A 25,941-nucleotide genomic window follows, 5' to 3' on the forward strand; every position below is an offset into this window, starting at 1 on the left:
ATTGTAGCAAAAAACAAAAGCGAAGCCCATCGTTATGAGAGGTCTTGCACCTCCCTTTCAAAGCGACTATGATGAAAGATGAAGTTTTGACGCCTGTTCGAACACCGCAGCCGGCCTTGCGCCTTGCCCGACTCTTTGCACACATAAACGGCGCTCTTGCAGCGTCCGCCGAAGGATTGAACTTACATGAGCACAGTAAAAAAGAATGGGACAGGCCGTACCGGCACCAAGACGCAGACAAGATCGCCCAAAGCGCCGCCCGATTTTCAACTTTTGATCCTGACCCTGATCCTGACCGGCTTCGGCCTGCTGATGGTCTTCAGCGCCAGTTCCAGCTTTACGCTGCTGGGCAGTAAATTCGACAACGATCCGTTTTATTTTGCGCTGCCCCAGTTTCAATACGCGCTGCTCGGCATCGTCGTCATGCTGGTCGTCATGAATATCCCGTACAAAAATTTCAAGCGATTGTTCGTTCCGCTGTTCCTACTGACCTTCCTGCTGCTGATCGTCGTGCTGTTCACGCCCGCGATCAACGGGGCGCACAGTTGGATCAGGATTGGCCCGCTCACGCTTCAGCCGACCGAACTGGCGAAGATCAGCACGATTCTGTATCTGGCGGCGCTCATCTCCAAAAAAGGCGACCGTTTCCGCGACCTGCGTTCCGGCTTCATGCCGGTCATCGTCATCGTCGCGGTCATCGCCGGACTCGTCATGCTGCAGCCGGACCTGGGCTCCTGCCTCGTGCTCGTCTCCGCCTGCATGCTCGTCATTTATGCCGGCGGGGCCAGCGTCAAGCATCTGCTCGGATCGGCGCTGATCCTCGTCACGGTACTCGCGCTGTTCCTCGGCGGACGGGAGCTGCTGACACCCAAAAGCGCGGATGAAGCCAGCGCAAGCTCCAGCTACAAAGCCGACCGGATCGAAGCTTACCTCGATCCGTTCGCCGATCCGAAAGGGTCGACGCAGAACCTGCTGAACTCGCTGATCGCGATCGGCGAAGGCGGGGCGACCGGCGCGGGCTACGGACAAAGCGTGCAGAAATTGTCCTACCTGTCCAACCCGCACAACGACTTCATTTTCGCCATTATCGGCGAAGAATTCGGCTTTATCGGCACGGCCGCGTTCCTGCTGCTCTACCTCTACTTCCTGTGGAGAGGACTGCTCATTTCGCTGCGCTGCCCGGACATTTTCGGCACGCTGACCGGCGTCGGCATCGTCGGGCTGATCGGTATCCAGGCATTCGTCAATATCGGCGGCGTCACGAACACGATTCCGCTGACCGGCGTCACGCTGCCGTTTATCAGCCACGGCGGCACGTCGCTGCTGATCACGCTGTTCAGCATGGGCATCCTGCTCAGCATCTCGCGCGATTCCAAAAAAGCCGCGCCGGCCGTCAAAGGACAGACGACCGAGACGGTCAGCTTATCGGAACGCCGCCCAGCATTGTACCGTTCCCGCTGATGCGCGAAGGCCAAGTTGCCGCACGACAAAAAAGGTTCTCCCGGTATGTCCGGGAGAACCTTTTTGCGTGCGGCGCGGCGGATCGGCCGCGTGCGCCGCAGCTCGCTTTATCGAATGCGGGACGGCTCTTCGATCGAAATGTCGTCTTTGAAGGCGACGCCTTCGACTTTGACGTTGACTTCGATCACTTTCAGGCCGGTCATGTTCTCCACCGCTTCGCGCACGTTTTGCTGCAGCATGCGGCAGACTTCGTGAATCGGCGTCTCGTACAGCACGATAATGCGCAGGTCGATCGCCGTCTCCAGCTGGCCGACTTCGACGATGACGCCTTTTTGCACGTTTTTCCCGCTCAGACGCTTGGCCCAGCCTTCCGACAATCCGCCGGACATCGCAGCGATTCCCGGCGTTTCGAGCGCGGCCATTCCCGCTATTTTGGCTACGACCTCGTTTGCGATTCGTACATTCCCATTGTCCAGTTGAACTTGTTCGGACATGACCATCCCTCCTTACTTCATACCTCTATTTTAAGGGCTAACCCCCTTGCAGCGCAAATGCCGATTTTGTCTTTTTTTCGCTCCGTGATCGGTAAATCGTTTCAAGGATGCCCGAAGTGGCGTATATTGAGAATGGACTTCTTATCTTCATCTTTACATAACTGAACGAATGAAGCCGAATTTCTCAACGGAGGCCTGATCGTATGAAAAAAATGCTGTCCCCCATCCTCTTGATCGTCACGTTCCTGCTCAGCGCGGCCGGACATCTGCTGCATTGGAATTCGACGCTCGAGTTCGTGCTTTCCGCGATCTCGGTCATTTTCGTGGCCGGATTTCTCGGACGCGCCACCGAAAGCGTCGCCCATTACGCCGGGCAGAGGCTCGGCGGCTTCCTGAACGCGACGTTCGGCAACGCGGCCGAATTGATTATCGCCATCCTGCTCGTCAAAGAAGGATTGTTCGACATGGTCAAAGCGAGCCTGACCGGCTCGATCATCGGCAACCTGCTGCTCGTGCTGGGTCTCAGCCTGTTCGCGGGCGGCGTGAAGTTCAAGGTGCAGCGCTTCAACGTGCCGCTTGCGGGCATGAACGGATCGCTGATGATCGTAGCCGTTATCGCGCTGTTCGTGCCGGCCGTATTCCTCAACACCCATTCGATCGAAGGGCTCCAGATCAATACGCTGAGTCTGATCGTGGCGGGCATCCTGATCGCCGCTTATCTCGCGTGGCTCGTCTTCTCGATGATCACGCACAAAGAGTATCTGTCCGAACCTTCGGAATCGCCTGCCGCTTCGGCGGCCACGGTCGGAAGCGGTCTTCCGGCAGGCAGCGCCCAGGCAGCTCCGGCTTCCGCGCCGCATGCCGGCGAGCCTGACGAACATGCGCCGGCCTGGTCGAAAAAGCGTTCCATTTTGTACCTCGTCGTCGCGACCGTCATGGTAGCGTTCGTCAGCGAATGGCTCGTCGGCACGCTTGAGACGTTCACGACGCAGTTCGGGCTGAGCGAATTGTTCGTCGGTGCTTTCGTCGTCGCGATCGTCGGCAACGCCGCCGAGCACAGCGCCGCGATCATGCTCGCGATGAAGAACAAGATCGGCACGTCGGTCGAAATCGCCGTCGGCAGCAGCCTGCAAATTTCGCTGTTCGTCGCGCCGGTGCTGATCTTTATCAGCTTCTTCATGGGCGGCCTGAGCGGCACGATGAATATCGTGTTCTCGACGATCGAGATCGTCGCGATCGCCGTATCCGTGTTCGTCGCCAAGTCCATCATTCAGGACGGCGAGACCAACTGGTACGAAGGCCTGCTGCTGATCGCCGTCTATATTATTCTCGGCGTGTCGTTCTTCATGGTCCATTAAGCACTTGGCGCAAGAACTTGGCAGGACGCAAAAAAAAGCGCGTACGGAGCGAAAGCTCCGTGCGCGCTTTTGTTATGTCGAAGCCCGAAAGGGGCGGCAGGTCCGCTATTCCTTGTTGTTCAGGGCTTCGTAGAGAACCGCCAAATTGCGTTCCAGCTTGCTTACGATCTGCTTGCCTTCGGACTCGCCGACGAGGCCCGCCCGAATCGCAAAATCGACCTGTCTGGAAAACCCGTACATTTGCGTATCCAGCACTTCCTCATAGAGAGGACAGTAGCGGGTCGCCAGATTCTCCATCTGTACTTCTATCAACTTCTCGATTTTATCTGCATCTTCTTGAAGAAGATTGGCTGCCTTGATTTGAAATTGCTCTTGCACATCAGATGAAGTCATATTTTCTCCCCCCTATGCCTGAAAGTGTGGCCGGCGTTTCTACTCTAATATTAGACGAATTTAAAAGGTAATACAAGAAGCGGCTAACAAAATGTAAACGAGCACGCGGAAAAGCACCGCATCCGTTAGGAAGTGCGGTGCCCGGCTTGTCGCTCGCTTGAATTATTCCGGAGCGATGACGACGTTCAGTCCGTGTCTCTCGAACACTTCGATCATTGCCGCCTTGGCTTCTTCGGCGTCGGGGCCGATTACGTGAAGCTCATACTGTTGGTTGCTCACGAGAGTCGTGAACAGTCCGAGGATGCTCTTAACGTCGATGTACTTGTTCTCTGCCTGCAGAACGATCGAAGAAGAGAAGCGGGATGCGGTCTGCGCGATTTCGACAACTGCTGCGTTGTTCTTGGCCATTTGTATCCCTCCGTCCAAATCTGAATGAATGCTTGGTTCTCACATGTTTCATGATAACTTGTATCCGCTTTCTTATCAACCGTTTTCCACACTTTTGAAACTTACTTCAAATTTTCAGGATTAAGGCATTCCAGTTCGGGCACGACAAAGATGCCGTCTTTGCGGATCAAACGGTCGTCGAAATAAATTTCGCCGCCGCCGTACTCCGGCCGCTGGATCAGCACAAGATCCCAATGGATCGACGAACGGTTGCCGTTGTCGGCCACTTCGTACGCTTGTCCCGGCGTAAAATGCAGGCTGCCCGCGATCTTCTCGTCGAACAGCGTGTCCTTCATCGGGGTCAGGATATACGGATTGAATCCGATCGCGAACTCGCCGATATGGCGTGCCCCTTCGTCCGAGTCGAGAATGTTGTTCAGCTTGTCCGTGTCGTTCGCGGTCGCTTCCACGATACGGCCGTTCTCGAAGCGGAACGTGACGTTCTCGAACGTGATGCCATTATAGACGCTTGCCGCGTTATAGGCAATCGTTCCGTTGACGGAATTGCGTACCGGCGCCGTATACACCTCGCCGTCCGGAATGTTCGCCGTACCGGAACATTTGATCGCGGGGATGTTCTCGATCGAGAAGCTCAGGTCCGTGCCCGGCCCGACGATGCGGACGTTCGACGTCTCGTTCATGAGCTTCTGCAGGGAATCCTGCGCGCGGTCCATTTTGGCGTAATCGAGGTTGCATACGTCGAAGTAGAAGTCTTCGAACGCCTGCGTGCTCATATTGGCCAACTGGGCCATGCTGGCGCTCGGATAACGCATGACGACCCACTTGGTGCGCTTGACGCGCTGCTCGCTATGGACCGGATGGTTGTAGAGCGCGTTGTACATCTTCATCTTCTCTTCCGGCACGTCCGCCAATTCGTTGACGTTTTCGCCCGAGCGGATTCCGATATAGCCCTGCATCTGCTTCATCCGGTTCAGGTCCGTATCCGCCCACGTGCGGATCATCTCTTCGGTCGCGTTCATGAGCAGCGTGCGCTGCACCCTTTTGTCCGTCAGCTGCACGAACGGGTTGCCGCCCAAAGCGCTGATCTCTTCGACCACCGCCTGAAGCAGGTCGCGTTCGGGGCCGATCATCTCGACCAGGATGTTCTCTCCGGGCTGGACGTTGACGGAATAGCCCGCCAGCGTTTTCGCCAATTTCTGTACTCTAGGATCACGCATGCTGTCTGTTCCTCCCGGGGATCGGGGACGGGCGTAACACCCGCAGCCCGCTTGAATTGAACGACGGTCAACAAAAGCGCCGCCGATAGCACTCCCATTGTAGCACTTCCCCCGCTTGAAGTCATCGCGCTCGTTTTCTTTTCGGCACAAAAAAGCCCCGAGCGGCGGCAGCCGTACGGGACATTTTCGTGCATGGAGCCGGAAACTTTATTCGGCCACGGCGGTGCGAATCCGGTTGCGGCCGCTGTTCTTGGCTTGATACAACGCCATGTCCGCCCGGTAGAACAGCGACTCGACGCTGATCGTCGCATCTTCGCGCGCCCATTCGGCGACGCCGCAAGATACGGTCACGCCCGGCCGGGTCTCTTCTTCCACCGTACAGCGAATCCGCTCGGCCACGATCAGCGCTTCTTCAAGCGCCGTCTCGGGGAAGTACACGGCGAGTTCCTCGCCTCCCCAGCGCGCCGAAACGTCGGTCTCGCGGATCGAATGCACGACGATGCCGCTCACCTGTTGGAGAATGGAATCGCCGATCTGGTGGCCGTACGTATCGTTCACCTGCTTGAAGCGGTCGATATCGATTACGAGCAGCGAACCTTTGGACCCTTCGAGCTGATGCGCATGAATGCGCTCGTCCAGATGCCGCCGCACGTGCAGGCCGGTCAGCGCGTCGCGGTTGGCCATGCGCTGAAGCTCGGCATGCAGCGTCGCGTTGCTGACGGCGAGGCCGATATGCGTCGACAGCATTTGCAGCAGCTTGAAATTTTCGTACGAAAAATAATGGTGTTCCCGCTGGGCCAGCAGCACCGCGCCCATTGCCTTGCCGTTGGAGATCAGCGGAGCGGCGATCATCGAACGCGCTTCGACCAGCTCCATGAAGCGCGACGGCATATCCGATTCCAGGTAGTCCGAGATAATCAGCGGTTCCTGGGTGCGAAGCACCGTGCCCCCGAAGCCGTAATCCCGGCTGAACGAGGCGCCTTCAAGCTCGGGCAGGCTGCAGGCCACGACGTCGAAGCGCTGCTCCGCCGGATTGTCCTTGATGATGCAGCAGTACTCCGCGCGGAAGATGCCGACCAATTCCTGAATCGCAAAAGAAAACACGTCGCTGAGCTGGAGATTCTGGTTAAGCCGCTTGGTCAATTCGTTGATCAGCAGCAGTTCCCGGATGAGCAGATTCGACTGTTCGTACAGCTTGGCGTTCTCGAACGCTTTGCCCGCGGTATCCGCGATCATGCCGAGCAGGCGCGTATCGAGCCGGTCGGGCGGGAAATCGAGCGTAAAATGAAACACGCCGTAAATGCCCTGATGCCCGGCAAGCGGGAGCGCCGCTTCGATCCGCTCCGAATAGTTCGGCGCGGGAATACGGGCCACTTCCACGCTGCCTTTCATGAACGCTTTGGTGCAAATGTCCGAGTCGTGCTGATTGAGCAAAAACGCCTGCAGCTGCGGATTCGAACTCTGGTAATCCTGGGTCATGAGCAGCTTGCAGCGGGCGGCGGGATGCAGAACGAGCACGATGCGCAGCAGTTCCTCCAGCACGCCGTCGACGTTAAATTTGTCGTACAGCCTGCGAACCATGCGAAACAGTGCCGAATCCCCGCCAAGCTCCGACGCTCCGGCCTGCCGCGTGTACAGCGTGTCGTAGATGAACGAATACTCCAGCCGCTGGTAAAAGCATGTCCGAAAATGGGCGGCCGCCATTTCGACGACCCGCAGCATGCCGGCGGCTTCGTTTTGCGGTACCGCGCAGCCGAGCACGGCGAACACTTCGCCGCCGCTGCGCGTAAACACCGGAACGGCAAAACAGGCTTGTTCCCGCATATAGGCGCCTTGATGGCGATCGCCGGACACCTGCACCGGTTCCCGGCGCGCAAGCGACATCCAGCCGGCATGCTCCGATTGTTCCTTGAGACGGAGAATCAGCTCGGGACTGCCCGCGGCCGCTTCGCCTTCGTGACTGAACAAAAACCATTCCGCTCCCGGCGCCGATCCGGCGCTCTGGGCCTGCCATTCGGCAAAACTTTCTTTGAGCAAAGGTTCTATATAAGGGAAATCGGCCGTGCCTATATCCACGGACTGAATCCAGAACGACTGGTCGCCGCGGGATACGACGGGAAACAGCGCTTCTCCGACCTCGTCGCGCCGAATTTCTTCCACCGGGTTCTTCCCTGCGTGCTCGGACATAATTTCTCTCCTTTGCCGAAAACAATACCTGCCGCATTGCAAAGCCCGGGTTCCGCAAACCGAATACGTAGCGCATGCAAAAGCCGGGCCTATTCGCTTCTTCCAAATACCTTCCTCCTATACTACTCTTTTCGCCCCAGTTTTGCATCCTATTTTTCTTGAATTTCCGCCTTTTATTGGGTCTTTCGGCTCAAGCCTTTTTTTGTTTGAAAATAGTGTGGATTTATTTGCTTTTTAAGCTTGACGGTTAAAGAGTTATCCTTTAGAATTTAGTGATGTATGAACGCCGGATACCTACGTATCCGGGTGTAACGGTGCGTCACCCTCACGCGTTTTGTTGCTATCGGGACAGCGGCTGAACTCTCCCGATATGAGTACGTTGATTCGTTTCTCTCTATATAGAGAAGAACGTCTCCGGCCTGCGTACGCGAAACAAAATACGGCGCACACGGTTCCCCGGCCATTACACATGACAAAGGAGTTTTTCCAATATGGCACGTTATACAGGCCCAAAATTCAAACTCAGCCGCCGCCTCGGTATTTCCCTGAGCGGTAACGGCAAAGATCTCAAGCGCAACTTCCCTCCGGGTCAGCACGGCGCTAACCAACGCAGAAAACAAAGCAACTACGGCATGCAGCTCCAAGAAAAGCAAAAGCTGCGCCACATGTACGGCCTGGGCGAGAAGCAGTTCCGCACGCTGTTCGCAAAAGCACAAAAAATGCAAGGCATCGCCGGCGAGAACTTCATGTTCCTGCTGGAAAGCCGTCTGGACAACCTCGTGTACCGTCTGGGCTTCGCCAACTCCCGCGCAGGCGCGCGTCAGCTGGTTGCTCACGGCCACGTAACGGTTAACGGCAAAAAAGTCGACATCGCGTCTTACGCGGTAAGCCTCGGCGACGTAATCGGTCTTCGCGAGAAAAGCCGCGGTATGGCTTCGATCAAAGAAGCTGTCGAAAACCGTTCGCACCTCGTTGCTTACGTCGAGTACAACGAAGCCGCTCAAGAAGGCAAATACATCCGTTTGCCTGAGCGTGCCGAACTGTCGCAAGAAATCGACGAGAAGCAAATCGTCGAATTCTACAACCGTTAATCGGAAGTCCGGCCCCAATACCCGCAAGCTTTGCAGCTTGCGGGTATTTTTTTATGCGCAAGTCGATCTTCGCCCCTGTTCTCTCCGGCCGCAGCACCTCCTCTTCCTTGGCCCTCCTCCCCATTTTTTGTGCTGTTTTTCTTGTTTTTATGCTATAATAAGCCCTGTTCAAAGGAGGAAGATACGCCAATGGCAGACGAAAACAAAACGCCCGAAAATAAACCTTCCGTCAAGAAAAGATCGTTTTTCCGCAAAACGCTGACCTTTTTCAAGTGGGTCGTCATTCTCGGATTTGCGATCCTTTTGTTTGGCGGAGGCGCGGCAGCGGGGTATGTGACCTCCATTCTCAAAGATGAGCCTGTTCGCTCCCGAGCTTCGATCGAACAAGCGATCGACGAGAACGCCATCACGGGCTTCGCTTATTTCCGGGACAGCGCGCCGATCGGCCAGCTGCGTACCGACGAAGACCGCAGGCCGGTCGTGTACGAACAGATTCCGCAGAGCGCGATCGACGCGCTGGTCTCGATCGAAGACAAAAGTTTCTATGAACATCCCGGTATCGATACCAAAAGCACGCTGCGCGCAGTCAAGCAAAAATTGCTGAACGAGTCGGTCCAAACCGGCGGCAGTACGCTGACGCAGCAGCTCGCGCGGCGCGTGTTTTTGAGTCTCGACAAAACGAACGACCGCAAGATCAAGGAAATTCTGCTCTCCCTGCGGATGGAACGTTTCCTGTCCAAAGAAGAGATCATGACGGCTTACCTGAACAAGATGCCGTTCGGCAAAGGGTCCGCCGGCTACAATCTGTTCGGCATCAAGGCGGCGGCCAAAGGCATCTTCGGCCTCAGCGATCCGTCGCAGCTGAATCTGGCCCAGGCCGCTTACCTGTCGGGGCTGCCGCAGCTGCCGACGACGTATTCCGCTTTTGACAGCCGGGGCGGATTCAACGAAAAAGGGTTCAATAACGCCGTCAGCCGCCAGCATCGGGTACTGGCGAACATGCTCGAAGACGGCAAGATCACGCAGGGCGAATACGACGAAGCGCTCGCTTTCGATCTGCAGGGCTCGCTGTCGGGCAAAATGCCGAAAGCGTACGCGACGTATCCGTACCTGATGGCCGAAGTCGAACGCGAAGCGACGAAGATCATCATGACGCTGCAAAATCCGGGCGGGGACGCTTCGTCGGGCGAGAGCAGTTCTTCCTACGAGACGGCGAACCAACTGCTGCTGACCGGAGGCTACCGCGTCTACACGACGATCGACAAAGACATCTACAAAACGATGCGCGGCGTGGCGGAGAATCCGGCCAACTTCGGCGCCGCCGATCCGGGCGGGCTGCCGCAGCAGCTCGCGGCCAGCCTCGTCGACCAGAAGACCGGCGCGGTGCTCGGCATGATCGAAGGCCGCAGCTTCGACACGCTGGAGATGAACCTCTCCACGCAGATGAAGCGGCAGCCGGGTTCGGCCATGAAGCCGATCGCGGCTTATCTGCCGGCGCTCGACAACGGCACGATCCAGCCAGCGAGCGTCGTCGACGACGCGCCGATCATTTTGGCGACCGGCTCGACGTTCCATATTCCGAAAAACGCCAACGGGCGGTATCAGGGACTGGTTACGGCGCGTTATGCGCTGAACCAATCGCTGAACACGATCGCGCTCAAGCTGTTCAACGAAAAGGTCGGGATCAAAGAAGCCTGGGCTTTCGCCAAGAAGCTGGGCATCACCACGATCGCCGACAGTGATTACAAAGCGCAGACCGGCGTGCTCGGCGGGATGAGCCAGGGCGTCACGGTCAAGGAAATGACCGGCGCCTACGCCGCGATCGGCAACGGCGGCGAATTCAATCCGACGTACATGATCGAGAAGATTGTCGACTCCAAAGGCAATATCGTCTACAAGCATCAGGTCAGTCCGGATCGGGTCTTCTCCAAGCAGACGGCTTATCTGATGACCGACATGCTGGAGAGCGTCGTCAGCGACGGCACGGGCGACGCTTCGAACGGAAGCATTCCCGAGCTGTTCAACTCGTACGGAGAGATCGCCGTAGCCGGCAAAACGGGTTCGACCCAGGATTACGGCGACGTCTGGTTCATGGGCTATACGCCCGACCTGACGCTCGGCGTCTGGGCCGGCTACAACCAGCCGGTTAATACGATGAACGACGACAAAGGCCGTGCCCGGATTCTATGGGCGACGATCATGAACGAAGTCAACGCGCGCAAGCCGGAGCTGTTCCCGACGAAGGCGTTCGCGGAACCCGAAGGGATCGTCACCCAGACCGTATCCGGCTTCAGCGGCAAGCTTCCGACCGAATTGACGGTGCAGTCGGGCAAACTGGTCACGGACATTTTCAACGAAAAATTCGTGCCGACCGATTACGACGACGGTCTCGTCCAGGCGCAATATATCGTCTATAACGGCGTCAACTACGTGCCGCACGCGGAAACGCCGGACGATATGGTGCTGGACAAAGTGACCGTAAACCGCGAGAAGCCGATCAACGAGCTGATTCTGGAGCTGCAGAACGCGCTCTCCAAGATGAGCAACGGCCAATCGCTCGATTATTATATTCCCGCCGATGCCGGCGTCGACATGCCCAAAGAAGTCGACCCGCGAACGGACGACGGCTATGCCCCTTCCGCTCCGGTCAACGTCTGGATGGATAACTCCGGCACGGAGATCGCGTTCACCGCGAATCCGGAAAACGACGTTGTCGGCTACCGGCTGTACAGCTCCTGGGACGGCGGCAGTTCGTTCCAGCGCGCGGGCAGCGTGCGCACGGGCGAATTCCTGCAGTTCCGTATCTCGCCAAGTTCCGCTACGCATTACGTGGCGGCAGTCGACGTCTCGGGCAACGAATCGTCGCCGAGCCGGATCGTCGGAGCAGCCGTCCAGGCGCCTCCGCCGGTGAACGATACGCCGGAACCGGCACCGAGCGTGCCGGAAGAAGGCGCAGCGGTCGAAGGCATCGTCGTGCCGAACGACGTGATCGAAGAACCGGCGGCCGAGACGCCGGAAGAGCCGATCGAAGAAGAACAGCCGATCGGCGAACTCGGAGACGGCACGGCCGAACCGGAAGTGCCGGCGGAAGCGCCGGCCGAAGCCGAGACGCCGCCTGCGGAAGCCGAGCAGCCGGAAGTGCCGGCCGCTGTTACGCCTCCGGTAGAACCGCGCCAGCTTCAAGGCAACGGTTCGGCCGGCGGAGCACGGCTCGGTTGGCAGAAGTCGGAAGGCGCGACTTCCTACACCGTGTATTACAGCACGTCGGCCGGCGGCCCGTACAACGTAATCGGAACGACGGCTTCGGCTTCGTTCTCCTACACGCTGGAGGCGCCGTACGCGGCGTGGTTCAAAGTGTCGGCTTCCAACGAAGCCGGCGAGTCGGCCCAGTCCGCGGCCGTGAGCGTGGCCAGTCCGTAACGGACCGGCTGCGATTGCCCGGCCGCAGGAGCAAGCTTCACTCCTGCTTCCTTTCCCTTCATATGAATACCAAACGAACGCAAAAACACGAACGCAAAAACCCCCGGATACCGCAGCAGCGGTATCCGGGGGTTTTGTTATGCGCGTTGCAGCCGGCGCCTGCCGGCCGCAAGGCGGCTCACTGCCTTATTCGCTCGCTATCTCTCGTCCAATCGAATTGCTACCTCTTCAGCCCGCCGATCTTGTCCGCCGCATCAAGCCTCTTCCCAACGTTCGAGGATGCCGGCCGCGATCGCGAACGAACGGGCCGAAGCGGTCCGGGTGAACTCGGCGAAGCTTGCGGGCGCTTCGCCGTTGCCCCGATCGGACATCGAACGCAGAATGACGTGCGGCAGGTCGTTCATACGGCAGACCTGGCCGACCGCCGCCCCTTCCATTTCGGTGCAGAGTCCGCCGAAGTCGTCGCGCAGACGCCGGACGTCGTCGCGATCCGCGATAAAGCGGTCGCCCGAGAGCACCCGCCCTACCCGGAAAGAAGCGCCTTCCGCCCGGCACGATCGTTCGGCCAGCTCGATCAACCGGCGGTCGGCCGGAAAGATCGATTCGGCGTGAAACGGAATCTCGCCCGGCGCATAGCCAAGCGGCGACACATCCATATCGTGCTGCCGGCTGTCGGCAGACACGACGATGTCGCCGATCCGGAGTTCCGGATGCAGCGCTCCCGCCACGCCGGTAAAGATCAGCGCCTGCACGCGAAACTCGCTGATCAGGATCTGCGCGGCGGCCGCGGCGTTGACTTTGCCGACTCCGCTGCGGCAGACGACGACGTGCCGGCCGCGGAACATGCCTTCCGTATACATAATGCCCGCCGCCTTCCGGCTGCGGGCATGCTGCATTTCGTCAAGCAGAAGCCTGATTTCTTCGTCCATCGCGCCCATCAGGGCGATCGGACGGATCGTGTTGTCCATCGGCGCCTAGTCGTTCAAGCGGGCGACGGACAGACGGAGAATCGTTTCGTGCGGCAGAATGACCTGCGCGTTTTCGACGTTCTCTTTTTTCATCAGCTTCGTCAGCAGGCGCATCGCGACCGCGCCGATATCGTACATCGGCTGGGCGACGGTCGTCAGCTGCGGGCGAACCATCGAAGCCATGCGGATATTGTCCACGCTGATGATCGAGAAGTCGTCCGGCACTTTATAGCCTTCGTCCTGCACGCTGTGGATCGCGCCGATCGCCATCTCGTCCGTTGCGGCGAAGATTGCGCTCGGTTTGCGTTTGAGGCCGAGGAAATATTTCATCGCTTCCACGCCCGATTCGTACCGGTAGTTGCCGATGCGGACCAGATCTTCCTGGTACTCGATACCCGCCGTTTCCAGCGCGCGTTTGTACCCCTGGAAGCGCGAGTAACCGTTGGCCGGATCCTGCAGCGTGCCGCTGATCATCGCGATTTCGCGGTGCCCGTGACGGACCAGGGTGCTGACCGCGTCGAAAGCCGCCGCTTCGTGGTCGATGTCGACAGCCGGAATCGTACCGTTTTCATCTTTGGTTGCGCAAAGAACGATCGGCACCGAAGCTGTCTGGAAAGCCTGGACATGATCTTCGGTAATCGTTCCGCCCATGAACAGCAGGCCGTCGACCTGTTTCTCCAGCAGCGTGTTGATGACGCGAATCTCTTTGTCTTTTTTCTTATCGGCGTTGCACAAAATGATATTGTAATGGTACATGTTGGCGATATCTTCGATGCCGCGCGCGATCTCGGCGAAAATCGAATTGGAAATATCGGGAATGACTACCCCGACCGTCGTCGTCTTCTTGCTTGCAAGGCCGCGTGCAACCGCATTCGGGCGATAGCCCAAACGTTCGATCGCTTCGTAGACTTTCTTGCGGGTCTGCGGCTTTACGTTCGGGTTGTTGTTTACGACCCGCGAAACGGTGGCCATCGATACGCCTGCTTCGCGTGCCACATCATAAATAGTTACCGTCACATCTGTTCTCTCCATTGCCAGTAAATTTTTCAATCATGTTTCAATGAATTACATTCAAGCTTTCATTAGTACCATGATACGATAAATTTGCTTAGTGCGCAATGTTAACGCTTCACTTTTTTCCAAAAAAGGCGGCTGTCCTAGGACAGCGCCTCCTGCAAAGCGGAAGAAGTGATGCGGGAATGCGAAACGTTCCAAACCGCCCGGCCTTCCTTGAGCAAAATCGCCTGCGGCGACGCATGCTCCACCCCGAGGCGGTCCGCGGCTTCAAGCGATACCGGACGGTCTTCCACGACATGGATCAGCGCGTAGGCAGCGTCCGGATTCGGCGAACCTTTCAAATAGCTCTGCGCTTGCGCATAGGCTCCGGCACTGATCGGGCAGCGCGTGCTGTGCTTGAACAGCAGCACCGGCTTCTCCTGCGACTCGCGAATAACGGCTTCCAGCTGCTCGCTGGTCGTGATCTGGTTAAAAGTAGGCATGATGCGGTCTCCTCCCGGTTCTGCAAATCTGGGCACCTGTCATTGTCCATACAAGTGTCAATTTTCAGTGTATCAATAGGGGAAATCGAAGTCAAAAGTGCTCAAAACATACCGCTTCCTTCAAGCCGGCGAAAACCGCAGCTCCTGTCCGTCCACGACGACTTTCTCCGTCAGTTGGGCCAGGCTGCATTCGATCTCCGTCATCCAAGACCGGTCCCCGACTCCCGCCGCGCAGCGGTACAAATCCAGCAGCGCATTGATCCGGATCATGCACGTTTCCGTAATCTCCGCCTTGAACGCGTCTTTGGTATCCACTTCGCTGCACGTAAAGATCGTATACACGATGTGGGCCAGCTCGTTAAAATCCGTGTAGTCCAATCCGTAACGGTCTCCGTCCAGCGGCAGGCTCTCCAGCAGCGTGGTCAGGTCGCGCTTCACCCAGTGCAGCACTTCTTCGTGCTCGCATTTTGGGCAGATCAGAACGGGCACGTTGTCAATGCTGACATGCTGTTTGTAATCGACGAGTCGAAAATCCAGGTCGTATCTTTGTCCGCATCCGCAATGCTCCAGCATCCAACAATCCCTCCACCTTGGATATGATATTCACCGTATTCCGGCGTAAAAGCCTGCCCATGCGCGGTAGGCGGCAAAAGAAAGGCTTCTGCAAATAGATTCGCTGCGCGTCACGCAAATTCCTGCTTGTTTTCCAAATTAATTAAGCGCTTTCAATAAAACGTTTTACGTTTCTTTGTCCGTTTTGCGGCCGACCTTCCGTCCTGTTACAATGAAAGAGGTTATTGGACCGCATAGACCCTTACGGAAAGGATCGGTGAATCTTCATGCGTCTTGACGGAAAAAAAGTGATCGCTCTGGTCGACGAAGAATTCGAGGATCTGGAATTGTGGGTGCCCGTTTACCGGGTACGCGAAGAAGGAGCCGAAGTTCATCTGGCCGGCGCGGAAAAAGGCAAAACGTATATCGGCAAATACGGCGTTCCCGCCGAAGCGGAATACGGCTTCGACGAGTTGGACAGCGCCGATTACGACGGCATTCTCGTGCCGGGCGGTTGGGCGCCGGACAAGCTGCGCCGCTACCCGAAAGTGCTCCAGCTCGTTCGGGAGATGCACGAAGCCAAAAAACCGATCGGGCAAATCTGTCACGCCGGTTGGGTGCTGATCTCGGCCAAAATTCTGGACGGCGTGACGGTCACGTCGACGCCGGGCATTCGCGACGATATGGAAAATGCCGGCGCGATCTGGCAAGACGAGCCGGTCGTCGTCGACGGCCATATTATCTCGGCCCGCAGACCGCCGGATCTGCCGCCTTACGGACGCGCGTTCTGCGACGCGCTGGCGAATTCGGCAGCCGGGAAATGAGCGGCGCTTCGTCCTGATCCGGTTTTCGATTTTCGTTTTTCAATTTTTGATTTTCGGTTTTCGGTATGCAAAAAAACCGCCCCCGGATCGGGGGCGGTTTTTGTCGTGTCGGCCGCGCAGCGTCAATACCGCCGCAGGGCCTTCACCTTACCGGCGTGACGTACGCGGACAGCAGGCGCTCGATCTCGCCGGAACGGCCGAGCCGGAAACACTGCCGGCCCGTGTCGCGCGCTTCGGCGGCCGACGTGTTCAGCACGCGGTGCTTCACGCGCAGCAGCGACTGCGGCGACATGCTGAGCTTGCTGACGCCGAGTTCGAGCCAGATCGGGATCGCCCGCTCGTCGCCGGCCAATTCGCCGCAGACGCTCACTTCGATGCCGCGGTCGCGCGCCGCGTTCACGGTCATGCGCAGCATGCGCAGTACGGCCGGATGGTACGGATGGTACATATGCGCGATCTGCTCGTTCATCCGGTCGACGGCCAGCACGTACTGCACGAGATCGTTCGTGCCGATACTGAAAAAGTCGACTTCTTCGGCCAGCAGGTCCGCGATAGCGGCCGCCGCCGGCACTTCGATCATGATCCCGACCGGAATATCCGCGTTATACGCTTCTCCCCGGTCGCCTAGCTGACCCATCGCCCGCTTCAGCAGTTCTTTGGCCTGCAGCACTTCGTCCACCGACGAGATCATCGGATACAGCACGCGCACGTCGCCGAAAGCGCTGGCGCGCAAAATCGCGCGCAGCTGCGTCAGGAACAGATCCGGCCGGTCCAGGCTGATCCGGATCGCCCGGTAGCCGAGAAACGGATTGTCTTCTTCCGGCAGCGCGAAATAATCGAGCTGCTTGTCGCCGCCTATATCGAGCGTGCGGATAACGACCGGCTGGCCGGACGCCCGCTGCGCTATGCGGCGGTACACGTCGAACTGTTCGTCTTCGCTCGGGAATTCCGACCGGTCCATGTAGAGGAACTCGGTCCGGAACAGCCCGACGCCCTGGGCGCCGTGCTTGAGCGACGTTTCCAGTTCGCGCAGCGAGCTGATGTTAGCGGCAAGCGTCAGATGCTCTCCGTCGCGGGTTACCGCATCGACTTCGGCCAACAGCTGCAGCTGCTCTTTTTTACGCTGAAGCTTGCGCTGTTTGTCCGCGTATACGCGCTGCGTCTCTTCGTCCGGATCGATGAACAAGACGCCTTCGTCTCCGTCGATCACGAGCAGCTCGCCCGTCTGGAACGCTTCTTCGCGCTTGCCTTCGAGGCCCGCCACGAGCGGGATGCCCATCGCCCGCGACATGATCGCCGAATGCGACGTTTTGCCGCCGATCAGCGTCACGATCCCGAGCACATGCTGCGGATTGAGATGCACGAGCTGCGACGGGGACAGCTCTTTGGCGACCAGGATGTACGGCTGCGTGTCCGAAGGCAGTTTGATCTCCGGCGCGCCGAGCAGATGCTTGAGCAGGCGGTTGCCCACGTCTTTGATATCGGTCGCGCGCTCTTTCATGTATTCGTCGTCGAGCAGGTCGAACATGGTGACGAAGTGGTCGATCGCTTCCTTGACCGCCACTTCCGCCGCTTTGTACTGCCGCTCGATGATTCCTTTGATTTCGCTCATGAATACCGGGTCTTCGAGAATGGCCAGATGGGCATCGAAAATGCTCGATTCTTCCGGTCCGACCATTTCTTTGACCTCTTTTTTCATGTCTTCGATCTCGCAGCGGGACGTATGGATGCCTTCGGTCAGACGTTCGAATTCGCGCGTCAGATCGACCACGTCCATTTTCTGGTCCGGCACGTCCCATTCCCATGTCGGCAGAACGAAAGCTCTCCCGATCGCTACGCCGGGCGCGGCCCCGATACAGGTAATCATCGTCCTCCCCCTCCCGTTTCTCTATCTTTATCGTACAGCACGACCGACATGACCGACGCCTGGCCTTTTTTGACCGCTTTGAACGGCGCGAAACTCCAGGAACGGACGCGGTCCGGATTCGTGATCAGCATCGGCGTCGCGAGCGATTTCGCTTTTTCCCGCAGCAGCGGCAGATCGAAACGGATCAGCAGCTGGCCGGGTTCCACGATGTCGCCGACTTCGACGAACGCTTTGAACGCTCCTTCGATATGCGACGTATCGATGCCGACATGCAGCAGCACGTCGATATCTTCGTTCGTCCGGATGCCGAGCGCGTGCTGCGTCGGATACACATGCAGCACCGTGCCCCCCACCGGCGAGACAAGCTCGTCTTTTTCCGGGAAAAAAGCGACGCCGTCGCCGACAAGTTTTTTGGCAAAAATCTGGTCCGGCACTTCGTCGAGCGGAATCATCCGGCCCTGCACCGGCGAAGCGAACAGCACATGGTCCAGCTCGCGGTCGATCAGCTTGTTGATCTCTTCGCGGATCAGCTCGGAATAAGTGCCGAACACGACCTGGACGTTGCCGCCGCCGAGTCGGATCAAGCCCGCGGAACCAAGCGATTTGAGCGCGTGTCCGTCGATCTTCCGGTCGCTTTTGACCGTCAGGCGCAGGCGGGTGATGCAGGCCTGTACCTGCACGATGTTATCCCGGCCGCCGAGCGCCTGCAAAATGAGCGGCGCGCGGTACGGGATATTGCCGGCCCAGTCTTCGAGCGTCGAGCCTTCTTCCCGGCCCGGCGTCGGAATCTGGAATTTGCGGATCGCCCAGCGAAACAGCACGTAATAGCCGAGGCCGTACACGATACCGATCGGGATCAGCAGCCAGCCGTTCGTGGACAGATGGAAATTGAGCACGAAATCGATCAGGCCGGCCGAATACGAGAAGCCGTGATGAATATCGAGCGCGTACGTCAGCCACATGGCGAAGCCCGCAAGCACGGCATGCAGCGCGAACAGAAACGGCGAAGCGAACAGAAACGCGAATTCGATCTGTTCCGACACGCCGGTCAGCAGACAGACGAGCGCGGCGCGGACAAACGTTTTGCGCACTTTGGGCTTCAAGTCTTCGCGCGCTTCGTGAATGACGGCCATCGCGGTTGCGGGCAGCGCAAACATCATGATCGGGAACAAGCCCGCCATGAACAGCCCCGCGGTCGGATCTCCGGCGAAAAAGCGCGGCAGATCGCCCTGTACGACCATGCCGGATGCCGTCTCGTACGAACCGAACTGAAACCAGACGACATTATTCAGCAGATGATGCAGGCCGAACGCCGACAATACCCGATACAAGATGCCGTAGACGAACAGGCCGAACCCGCCCGTCGACTGGACTTCGAGATGCATCAGATTGATCAGCGCCTGCAGCAGCGGCCCAATCGCAAGCATGGCAAAAGCGAACAGCGCCGACAGCAGTCCCATAAACAGCAGGACGAAGCGCGATCCGCCGAAAAACTGGATCGTTTCGGGAAGTTTGAGATCCTTGAAGCGATTGTACAGCGCCCCGGCGATTACGCCGAGCAGGATGCCGATCAGCGTCGTCGGCTGAATCTGCCCGCTCGCGAAATGATCGACGACGCGCTCGTAGATGGTCATGCCCATCAGCGCCGCCAGACCGGCATAGCCCGCCTGGTTGGCGAGCCCGAGCGCCACGCCCACGGCGAATAGATAAGGCAGATAGAGCAGTACGCCCGATCCGGCCACGTTTAACGCTTCGGACACGCCCGGAAGCCCCCATGCTCCCCAGGGAAGGCTGCCCGCGCTGAGCAGGATGGCCGCAGCGGGCAGAACCATCGTCGGGATCATCACGGCCCGTCCAAGCTGTTGAAGCGAACCTAACCAATTCAAAGATGCCCCTCTCCTCTCTTCTTTCAAATGGTAAGCTTTGAAGAAAGGTTTGTCAAAGGATTCGGGGCGTTTTTTCGCCGTGCGAAAAAGCTCTTCCGATAGAACGGAAAAGCCTTTGGAACCGGGCGTTCCTCTTCGGGGAAAAGCTTGTGCAAACGGCGGGGAGAAGTTCGCCGCGACCGCTCGCTGCGCCCGGCAAGCCGGATCATGCAGAGATGAAGCACAGACGAGAAAAACGGTGCCCGGCGATCTTGGATCGCCGGGCACCGTTTTGGATACAAGCCGCATAAGAAGAGGTCAGACTGCCGGGCGCGGCCAAGGCGCATTGTCCGAACTTTGCGCGCCCTTGCGCGTCCGCAACGAACAAGCTCAGCGGCGGGAGCCGGCGCCGGTTACGGCGTCTTCGACCTTGATGCAGCGGTCCATGATGACGGTCAGGCCGGCGTCGCCGGCAATAGCGGCCGCTTCGTCGCTGAACACGCCGGACTGAAGCCACAGCGTCTTGGCGCCGGCTTCGACGGCTTCGCGGGCGACGTCGGCGCAGAACTCGCTGCGGCGGAACACGTCGACGATGTCGATCGGATCGGGCACGTCGGCAAGCGAAGCGTAGCACGTCTCGCCGAGAATTTGCTGCCCGGCGGCGGCCGGGTTCACCGGGATGATGCGGTAGCCGCGCGACTGCATCGCGTGCGACACCATGTACGAGGTCCGGTCCGGCTTGTCGGACAGGCCGACGACCGCGATATTGCCCGCTGCTTGCAGCAGCGTGCCGATCTGTTCACGGCTTGGATTTTGAAAAGGCATGGGGTTGTCCTCCTTGGGTCCTGGGATAAGCTTTCGCTTATTCTTTTACCCATTCCACGTTCGCGCCAAGCGCGATCATGTCATCGAAGAAGCCCGGATACGACTTGGCGACGTGGTGCGCGTCGGTAATCGTGATCGGCTGCTCGGCGCGCAGGCCGACGATCGTCAGCGCCATAATCACGCGGTGATCGTAATGCGAGTCGATGCGAACGCCGCCGGCCACGCCCTGCGGACGTCCGTGCACGATGATCTCGCTCTGCGTCTCTTCCACGTCCGCGCCCGCTTTGCGCAGCTCGTTCAGGTAGTCGGTAATACGGTCGCATTCCTTGTAGCGCAAATTTTCCACATTATAGAAGCGCGAAGTGCCTTCCGCGAATACGGCCGCCGCCACCATCGCCAGCACCGCGTCGGTAGCCGCGTCGCCGTCGAATTCGACGGCTTGAAGTGTGCCCGTGCCGCGTACGACCGCGATATCGTGCTCGTGCGTCAGCGGCGCTTCCATCAGGCGCAGCACGTCGACGACGGCGCGTTCGCCCTGCTTGCTGTGCACCGCCAGGCGGCGCACCGTCACGTCGGACGGCAGCACGGCAGCCGCGGACAAGATCGCGGCGGAGCCGGGGTAATCGCCCTGCACGGCATAGTCGCCGGCCCGGTAAGCCTGCCCGCCCGGCACGCGGAACAACGAGTAGTCGGCGTTGGCTTCGACCGTAATGCCGGACTGCTCAAGCACTTCGAGCGTCTGGCCGACGACGACTTTGGACTTCAGGTCGCCGGTGACCGTAATCTCGCTGTCTTCTTCGAGCAGCGGAGTCAGGAACAGCAGCGCGCTGAGATACTGCGAGCTGACTTCGCCCGATACGGTAATCGCGCCGCCGCGGACCGGTCCCTTGACGGTGATCGGCAGCCGGCCGCCGTTATCGTCGACCTGCGCGCCCATCTGGCGCAGCGCTTCGATCAGGTCGTCATGCGGACGCTTGCCGAGCGAATCGGGATACGTATTGACGAAATGTACATCCTCCGACAACGCGGAGATCGCCAGCAGGAAGCGCAGCACCGCGCCGGCGTTGCCGACGTTCAGTTCGGCTGTCCGCTTGGGATTCCGGCCGAAGCCGGTAATGACGATCTTCTCGTCGTCTTCTTGCAGTTCGGCTCCGAGTTCCGCGATGCAGCGGCGCATCGCGTCGCTGTCTTCGCTGTGCGCGGGAAAGCGCACGGTGCTGGTGCCGTCCGCCAAAGCGGCGGCGAGCAGGTAACGGGTCGTATAGTTTTTGGAAGACAGCGCTTCGATCGCGCCTTCCAGTTTCTCGGTGCGTCTGACAATCACGTCCATAACCATTCTCCTCCGGGCTTGTCTATTTGGATTTGACACAAGTTTTTGATATTGGCTATCATGAACATATCCCAACCGAAAGGCAGGAAAGCCATGAATCCCATTGCACAGATCGAACCTTCGGAACTTCGCGAGCGGGTCGAACGGGGCGAAGCCCCGCTGATGATCGACGTGCGAGAACCCGAAGAGGTGGCCCAGGGCATGATCCCCGGCGCCGTTCATATTCCGCTCGGCCAACTGGCCGGACGACTGGACGAACTCGACCCCGATCGCGAGACAGTCTTTATTTGCCGCAGCGGTTACCGCAGCGAACGCGCCTGCGAATATCTGGAGCAGTCCGGATTCGACAAGGTCGTCAACATGTCCGGCGGCATGCTCGCCTGGAACGAAGAATAGATCGACGATCCAGCAGGAGCCTTCGGGCTCCTTTTTTGTCTACTATACCACGGTCGCTTGTTGTCGTTCAACAATTAGACGCTGTGCAGCGTTAAAATATCCAATTTGGCCGGATACGGCCTTATTAGGTTTATGTTCGACACTTATTGGGCTTATGTACAACAAAAGCGGCGCAGGGCTGTCTTGAGAGACGGCCCTGCGCCGCTTGTTTATCGGGCAAATGCCCTTGCGGGCGCTTGCGAACGATTATTGGTTTTTCGTGCCCGGCAGGTCGAGCGTGCCGTTGTCGAGATCGAGCCACTCGTGGTGGAAGACGCCTTCTTTGTCCACTCTCTTGAACGTGTGGGCGCCGAAGTAGTCGCGCTGCGCTTGCAGCAGGTTCGCCGGCAGGCGCTCCGTACGGTAGCTGTCGTAGTACGCCAGCGCGCTTGCGAAGCCCGGAACCGGAATGCCGTTCATGACCGCCGAAGCGATCACTTTACGCCACGAATCCTGGTAGTTCTCGATGATGTTCTTGAAGTAATCGTCGAGCAGCAGGTTCGCGAGTTCGCCGTTTTTCTCGTACGCGTCCTTGATGTTTTGCAGGAACTGCGAACGGATGATGCAGCCGCCGCGGAAGATCATGGCGATGTTGCCGTACTGCAGATCCCAGCCGTATTCGTCGGAAGCGGCGCGCATCTGCGCGAAGCCCTGCGCGTACGAGACGATTTTGCTCGCGAACAGCGCTTTGCGCACGTTCTCGATAAACTCGGCGCGATCGCCCGAGAACGCTTCGGTCTTCGGTCCGCTGAGCACTTTGCTTGCCGCTACGCGCTCGTCTTTCATGGCGGACAGGAAACGCGCGAACACGGATTCCGTAATCATGGACAGCGGAACGCCGAGGTCGAGCGCGCTTTGGCTTGTCCATTTGCCCGTGCCTTTTTGGCCGGCGGAGTCGAGGATCACGTCAACCATCGGTTTGCCCGTGTCCGGATCTTTTTGCGAGAAGATGTCGGTCGTGATCTCGATCAGGTAGCTGTCGAGTTCGCCCTTGTTCCATTCGCTGAAAATGTCGTGCAGTTCGTCCGTATCGGCGCCAACCACGTCTTTGAGCAGGTGGTACGCTTCGCCGATCAGCTGCATGTCGCCGTACTCGATACCGTTGTGCACCATCTTCACGTAGTGGCCTGCGCCGCCCGGTCCGATGTAGGTGCAGCAAGGTTCGCCGTCCACATGGGCCGAGATTCCGGTCAGAATCGGCTCGACCAGCTCATAAGCGCTTCTTGGTCCGCCCGGCATGATGGCAGGGCCCTTGAGCGCGCCTTCTTCGCCGCCCGATACGCCCGTGCCGATAAAGCGGAAGCCTTTGCCTTCAAGGTCTTCGCTGCGGCGCTGCGTGTCCGGGAAGTAGGCGTTGCCGCCGTCGATGATGATGTCGCCCTGATCCAGGAACGGAATCAGCTGCTCGATCGTCGCGTCCGTCGCGGGACCTGCTTGAACCATGATCAGGATTTTGCGCGGCACTTCGAGGGATTGAACGAATTCTTCCACCGAGAACGTACCGACCAGGTTTTTGCCTTTGGCTTCCTCGACCAGATCGTGGGTCTTCTGCGGGGAGCGGTTATATACCGAGACGGTAAAACCTTTGCTTTCGATATTGAGCGCCAGATTTTTGCCCATGACGGCAAGGCCGACTACGCCAATTTGCTGTTTCGACATTTTAGGTTCTCCATCCTTTGCGTATGAAATAGGGTTGCAATAATTTTCATTGTACTCGTTTTGTTTAGTAAAGTGAAGTCCTCGGAATTCCCCTTCATCAAGCCTTCATGATGTGTTCCGCTTGCTTGAAGCCTTCAAGCTCGTGCTATAATGGCCGTTGAATCGCTTGCGGGTTCCTCCGGGAACCGTCCGACGAAAGGAGCCACAACATGAACGTTCAAGGTTTTCTCGAAAAAGATTTTGCCGTATTCGAAATAGAGGGGCTGCAGCCCCGCATGGACGCGCTGATCGCGAACGTGCGGCCGAAGCTGGACGAACTGGGCCGCGGTATCGCGCCGTTCCTGTCCGCGCAGTGCGGCGAAGAGATGTACCCGCATGTCGCCAAGCACGCCCGCCGCACCGTTCACCCGCCGAACGATACGTGGGTCGCGTGGGCGACGAGCAAACGGGGTTACAAAGCGCTGCCGCATTTTCAGGTAGGGCTGTTCGCCGACTATCTGTTCATCGTCATGGCCGTTATCTACGAAAGCCCGAACAAAACGGTGCTGTCCCGGGCGCTGCCCGCGAACGAGAGCGAAGTGCTTAACCTCGTCCCGGCCGGAATGCAGAGCGAATTCTACTGGTCGGTCGATCATACGAAGCCGGGCGGCGTGAAGCATTCGGAGCTCGGCCGCGAAGGACTGCGCTTGATCGCCGACCGCCTCGCGACCGTCAAGCAGTCCGAAGTGCTGTGCGGCCGCTTTTTGCAAAAGGACGATCCAAGGCTCCAAGACGGCGGCACCCTTGCGCGGACGGTCGAAGACACGTTCGAGACGCTGCTGCCGCTGTACCGGATGGCTTTTTGACCTTTTGGATAGGATAAAAAAGAAAATCGGCGAACCGCGGCTTCCGCTCATGGGATACATGGACGGAAGCCGCTTTTTCGTGCGCTGCCCTGCTTTATTGCGCGAACTTACATGCCTTTGAACGAACCGCCGTTGACCGGATATTCCGCGCCCGACGCGTATTCCGCCCGGTCCGAAGCCAGAAAGACGATCATCGACGCGATGTCTTCGGGCTGCCCGATCCGGCCGACCGGAAGCTCGCGCACCTCGTCCACGAAAAAGTCGATCACTTCGTTTTTCGGCTTGTCGAACTTTTCCGAGATCGCGTCGATCATCCCGCCCGGCTGATCCCAGATGTTCGTGTGCGTCGGACCCGGGGAGACCGTGTTGACGCGGATGCCCTGTTCGCCGAATTCCAGCGACAGCGCTTTGCCCACGCTGAGCAGCCCCGCCTTGAACGCGGAATAGTCGACCGACATCGGCTGCGGCTGGCGCGCGTCTTCCGAAGCGACGCTGAGAATGACCCCTTTGCCCTGCTGCGCCATATGCGGAATAGCCGCCCGGGACGTGCGCACCATGCTCATCAGATTGTTGAGATACGTCTCTTCCCACTGCTCGTCGGTCGTCCCGAGAAACCCGTCCAGCCGCGAATGGGAAATGCCCGCGTTGTTGACGAGCACGTCGATGCGCCCGAACTTCGCGATCGCCGCTTCGACCAGCTGCTTCGGCCCTTCCGCCGTGCTCAGGTCCGCTTCCACGGCCAGCACCCGGTCTTCTTCGCCCAGCTCGCGGATCCGTTCGGGATGACGGCTCGCGCCGACTACGTTTGCTCCTTCTTCGAGAAACAGCTTCGCCGTCGCCAGGCCGATGCCCGAACTTGCCCCCGTTACGATTACGACTTTGTTTTGCAAATTCAACTGCATGCCGCCTGCCTCCTCTTCGTGTTTGCTTTCACCTTTCTTACTTTAACCGTTTGGCGCGATTTTAATCCGCGGCGGGCCGCGGGGAGACATAGCCGTAGGGCCGCGGGGCCGCGCAAAAAAAGCCGCCCGGAAAGGGCGGCTTCGGCTGTCGAGAAAGTCCTATACGTATGAGAAGCTTGTCGACTGCGGGAGAAATTCGTTCCGGTCGCGTGTTGAAATCAGGAAAACGGATCAAATTTGAATGGGATTTTCCTGATTTTCAAAGGCGAACGCTGGCGCTCCTACACTGAATTTCTCCCTCCGCCTCCTCACTTTGTTCAGAATCGGACTTTCTCGACACG

At 58.5% G+C, this 25,941-nt stretch carries 22 protein-coding genes; 7 read left to right on the forward strand and 15 right to left on the reverse strand.

What is annotated here, in order from left to right; genetic code table 11:
* The first annotated feature begins 186 nt into the window (after positions 1-186).
* Positions 187-1,461 carry a putative lipid II flippase FtsW gene (ftsW, locus tag FFV09_RS02025; RefSeq protein ID WP_141446134.1) on the forward strand — a complete coding sequence of 425 codons (1,275 nt, stop codon included), beginning with the start codon at positions 187-189 and terminating at the stop codon, positions 1,459-1,461.
* A 107-nt stretch (positions 1,462-1,568) separates the two neighbouring features.
* Here the strand turns inward: ftsW and FFV09_RS02030 are convergent, their stop codons facing one another.
* Entirely contained in the window at positions 1,569-1,955 is a 387-nt protein-coding gene (locus tag FFV09_RS02030) for an Asp23/Gls24 family envelope stress response protein (RefSeq protein ID WP_141446135.1), read from the reverse strand.
* 203 nt (positions 1,956-2,158) lie between these two features.
* Here FFV09_RS02030 and cax point away from each other — a divergent pair, with 203 nt between their 5' ends.
* Positions 2,159-3,313 carry a calcium/proton exchanger gene (gene cax / locus FFV09_RS02035; RefSeq protein WP_141446136.1) on the forward strand — a complete coding sequence of 385 codons (1,155 nt, stop codon included), beginning with the start codon at positions 2,159-2,161 and terminating at the stop codon, positions 3,311-3,313.
* Positions 3,314-3,418: 105 nt separating this feature from the next.
* Here cax and FFV09_RS02040 read toward each other — a convergent pair whose 3' ends face one another.
* From FFV09_RS02040 to FFV09_RS02055, 4 genes are all read right to left on the reverse strand, one after another.
* The gene (locus FFV09_RS02040) at positions 3,419-3,706 is read right to left on the reverse strand and encodes an Fpa/YlaN family protein (protein ID WP_037289645.1); all 288 of its coding nucleotides are present in this window, start codon (positions 3,704-3,706) and stop codon (positions 3,419-3,421) included.
* A 162-nt stretch (positions 3,707-3,868) separates the two neighbouring features.
* Positions 3,869-4,114, reverse strand: coding sequence for an HPr family phosphocarrier protein (locus tag FFV09_RS02045; protein ID WP_141446137.1), 246 nt, complete (start codon positions 4,112-4,114; stop codon positions 3,869-3,871).
* 101 nt (positions 4,115-4,215) lie between these two features.
* Positions 4,216-5,331 (reverse strand): aminopeptidase, encoded by a 1,116-nt coding sequence (locus tag FFV09_RS02050; RefSeq protein WP_141446138.1) that lies wholly within the window; start codon positions 5,329-5,331, stop codon positions 4,216-4,218.
* Between the two features lie 207 nt (positions 5,332-5,538).
* Positions 5,539-7,518 carry a sensor domain-containing diguanylate cyclase gene (locus FFV09_RS02055; RefSeq protein WP_141446139.1) on the reverse strand — a complete coding sequence of 660 codons (1,980 nt, stop codon included), beginning with the start codon at positions 7,516-7,518 and terminating at the stop codon, positions 5,539-5,541.
* A 491-nt stretch (positions 7,519-8,009) separates the two neighbouring features.
* Here FFV09_RS02055 and rpsD point away from each other — a divergent pair, with 491 nt between their 5' ends.
* Together rpsD and FFV09_RS02065 are read left to right on the forward strand one after the other, a co-directional pair.
* On the forward strand, positions 8,010-8,609 hold the full coding sequence (gene rpsD, locus FFV09_RS02060; protein ID WP_141446140.1) for a 30S ribosomal protein S4: 600 nt from the start codon (positions 8,010-8,012) through the stop codon (positions 8,607-8,609).
* A gap of 189 nt (positions 8,610-8,798) precedes the next feature.
* The gene (locus FFV09_RS02065) at positions 8,799-12,029 is read left to right on the forward strand and encodes a transglycosylase domain-containing protein (RefSeq protein ID WP_141446141.1); all 3,231 of its coding nucleotides are present in this window, start codon (positions 8,799-8,801) and stop codon (positions 12,027-12,029) included.
* A gap of 254 nt (positions 12,030-12,283) precedes the next feature.
* Here FFV09_RS02065 and FFV09_RS02070 read toward each other — a convergent pair whose 3' ends face one another.
* From FFV09_RS02070 to FFV09_RS02085, 4 genes are all read right to left on the reverse strand, one after another.
* Positions 12,284-12,997, reverse strand: a complete 714-nt coding sequence (locus tag FFV09_RS02070) for a 5'-methylthioadenosine/adenosylhomocysteine nucleosidase (RefSeq protein WP_141446142.1) — start codon at positions 12,995-12,997, stop codon at positions 12,284-12,286.
* Between the two features lie 6 nt (positions 12,998-13,003).
* A complete protein-coding gene (gene ccpA / locus FFV09_RS02075; protein WP_141446143.1) occupies positions 13,004-14,014 on the reverse strand; it encodes a catabolite control protein A in 1,011 nt (336 codons plus the stop codon).
* 140 nt (positions 14,015-14,154) lie between these two features.
* Positions 14,155-14,496: a bacillithiol system redox-active protein YtxJ gene (gene ytxJ / locus FFV09_RS02080; RefSeq protein ID WP_141446144.1), complete on the reverse strand. Its 342-nt coding sequence runs from the start codon at positions 14,494-14,496 to the stop codon at positions 14,155-14,157.
* 120 nt (positions 14,497-14,616) lie between these two features.
* Complete coding sequence (locus tag FFV09_RS02085; protein ID WP_141446145.1) at positions 14,617-15,069, reverse strand: hypothetical protein; 453 nt, start codon at positions 15,067-15,069, stop codon at positions 14,617-14,619.
* Between the two features lie 266 nt (positions 15,070-15,335).
* Here FFV09_RS02085 and FFV09_RS02090 point away from each other — a divergent pair, with 266 nt between their 5' ends.
* Complete coding sequence (locus FFV09_RS02090) at positions 15,336-15,872, forward strand: type 1 glutamine amidotransferase domain-containing protein (RefSeq protein WP_141446146.1); 537 nt, start codon at positions 15,336-15,338, stop codon at positions 15,870-15,872.
* A gap of 142 nt (positions 15,873-16,014) precedes the next feature.
* On the opposite strand, the gene ptsP is transcribed toward FFV09_RS02090, so the two are convergent.
* From ptsP to aroA, 4 genes are all read right to left on the reverse strand, one after another.
* Complete coding sequence (gene ptsP, locus FFV09_RS02095) at positions 16,015-17,739, reverse strand: phosphoenolpyruvate--protein phosphotransferase (RefSeq protein ID WP_141446147.1); 1,725 nt, start codon at positions 17,737-17,739, stop codon at positions 16,015-16,017.
* Entirely contained in the window at positions 17,736-19,625 is a 1,890-nt protein-coding gene (locus tag FFV09_RS02100; protein WP_141446148.1) for a glucose PTS transporter subunit IIA, read from the reverse strand. The genes ptsP and FFV09_RS02100 overlap by 4 nt, the downstream gene beginning before the upstream one ends.
* A 369-nt stretch (positions 19,626-19,994) precedes the next feature.
* Complete coding sequence (locus FFV09_RS02105; protein ID WP_141446149.1) at positions 19,995-20,429, reverse strand: CoA-binding protein; 435 nt, start codon at positions 20,427-20,429, stop codon at positions 19,995-19,997.
* Between the two features lie 37 nt (positions 20,430-20,466).
* Positions 20,467-21,759: a 3-phosphoshikimate 1-carboxyvinyltransferase gene (gene aroA, locus FFV09_RS02110; RefSeq protein WP_141446150.1), complete on the reverse strand. Its 1,293-nt coding sequence runs from the start codon at positions 21,757-21,759 to the stop codon at positions 20,467-20,469.
* Positions 21,760-21,852: 93 nt separating this feature from the next.
* Between aroA and FFV09_RS02115 the strand changes: the two genes are divergently transcribed.
* Entirely contained in the window at positions 21,853-22,155 is a 303-nt protein-coding gene (locus tag FFV09_RS02115) for a rhodanese-like domain-containing protein (RefSeq protein WP_141446151.1), read from the forward strand.
* Positions 22,156-22,401: 246 nt separating this feature from the next.
* Here FFV09_RS02115 and gndA read toward each other — a convergent pair whose 3' ends face one another.
* Positions 22,402-23,853 carry an NADP-dependent phosphogluconate dehydrogenase gene (gndA, locus tag FFV09_RS02120; RefSeq protein ID WP_141446152.1) on the reverse strand — a complete coding sequence of 484 codons (1,452 nt, stop codon included), beginning with the start codon at positions 23,851-23,853 and terminating at the stop codon, positions 22,402-22,404.
* 209 nt (positions 23,854-24,062) lie between these two features.
* Between gndA and FFV09_RS02125 the strand changes: the two genes are divergently transcribed.
* Positions 24,063-24,698, forward strand: coding sequence for a DUF1054 domain-containing protein (locus FFV09_RS02125; protein WP_141446153.1), 636 nt, complete (start codon positions 24,063-24,065; stop codon positions 24,696-24,698).
* A 107-nt stretch (positions 24,699-24,805) separates the two neighbouring features.
* On the opposite strand, the gene FFV09_RS02130 is transcribed toward FFV09_RS02125, so the two are convergent.
* Entirely contained in the window at positions 24,806-25,600 is a 795-nt protein-coding gene (locus FFV09_RS02130) for an SDR family NAD(P)-dependent oxidoreductase (RefSeq protein ID WP_141446154.1), read from the reverse strand.
* Between the last annotated feature and the right edge of the window lie 341 nt (positions 25,601-25,941).

The sequence above is a fragment of the Saccharibacillus brassicae genome (assembly GCF_006542275.1).
GTDB classification, from domain to species: domain Bacteria; phylum Bacillota; class Bacilli; order Paenibacillales; family Paenibacillaceae; genus Saccharibacillus; species Saccharibacillus brassicae.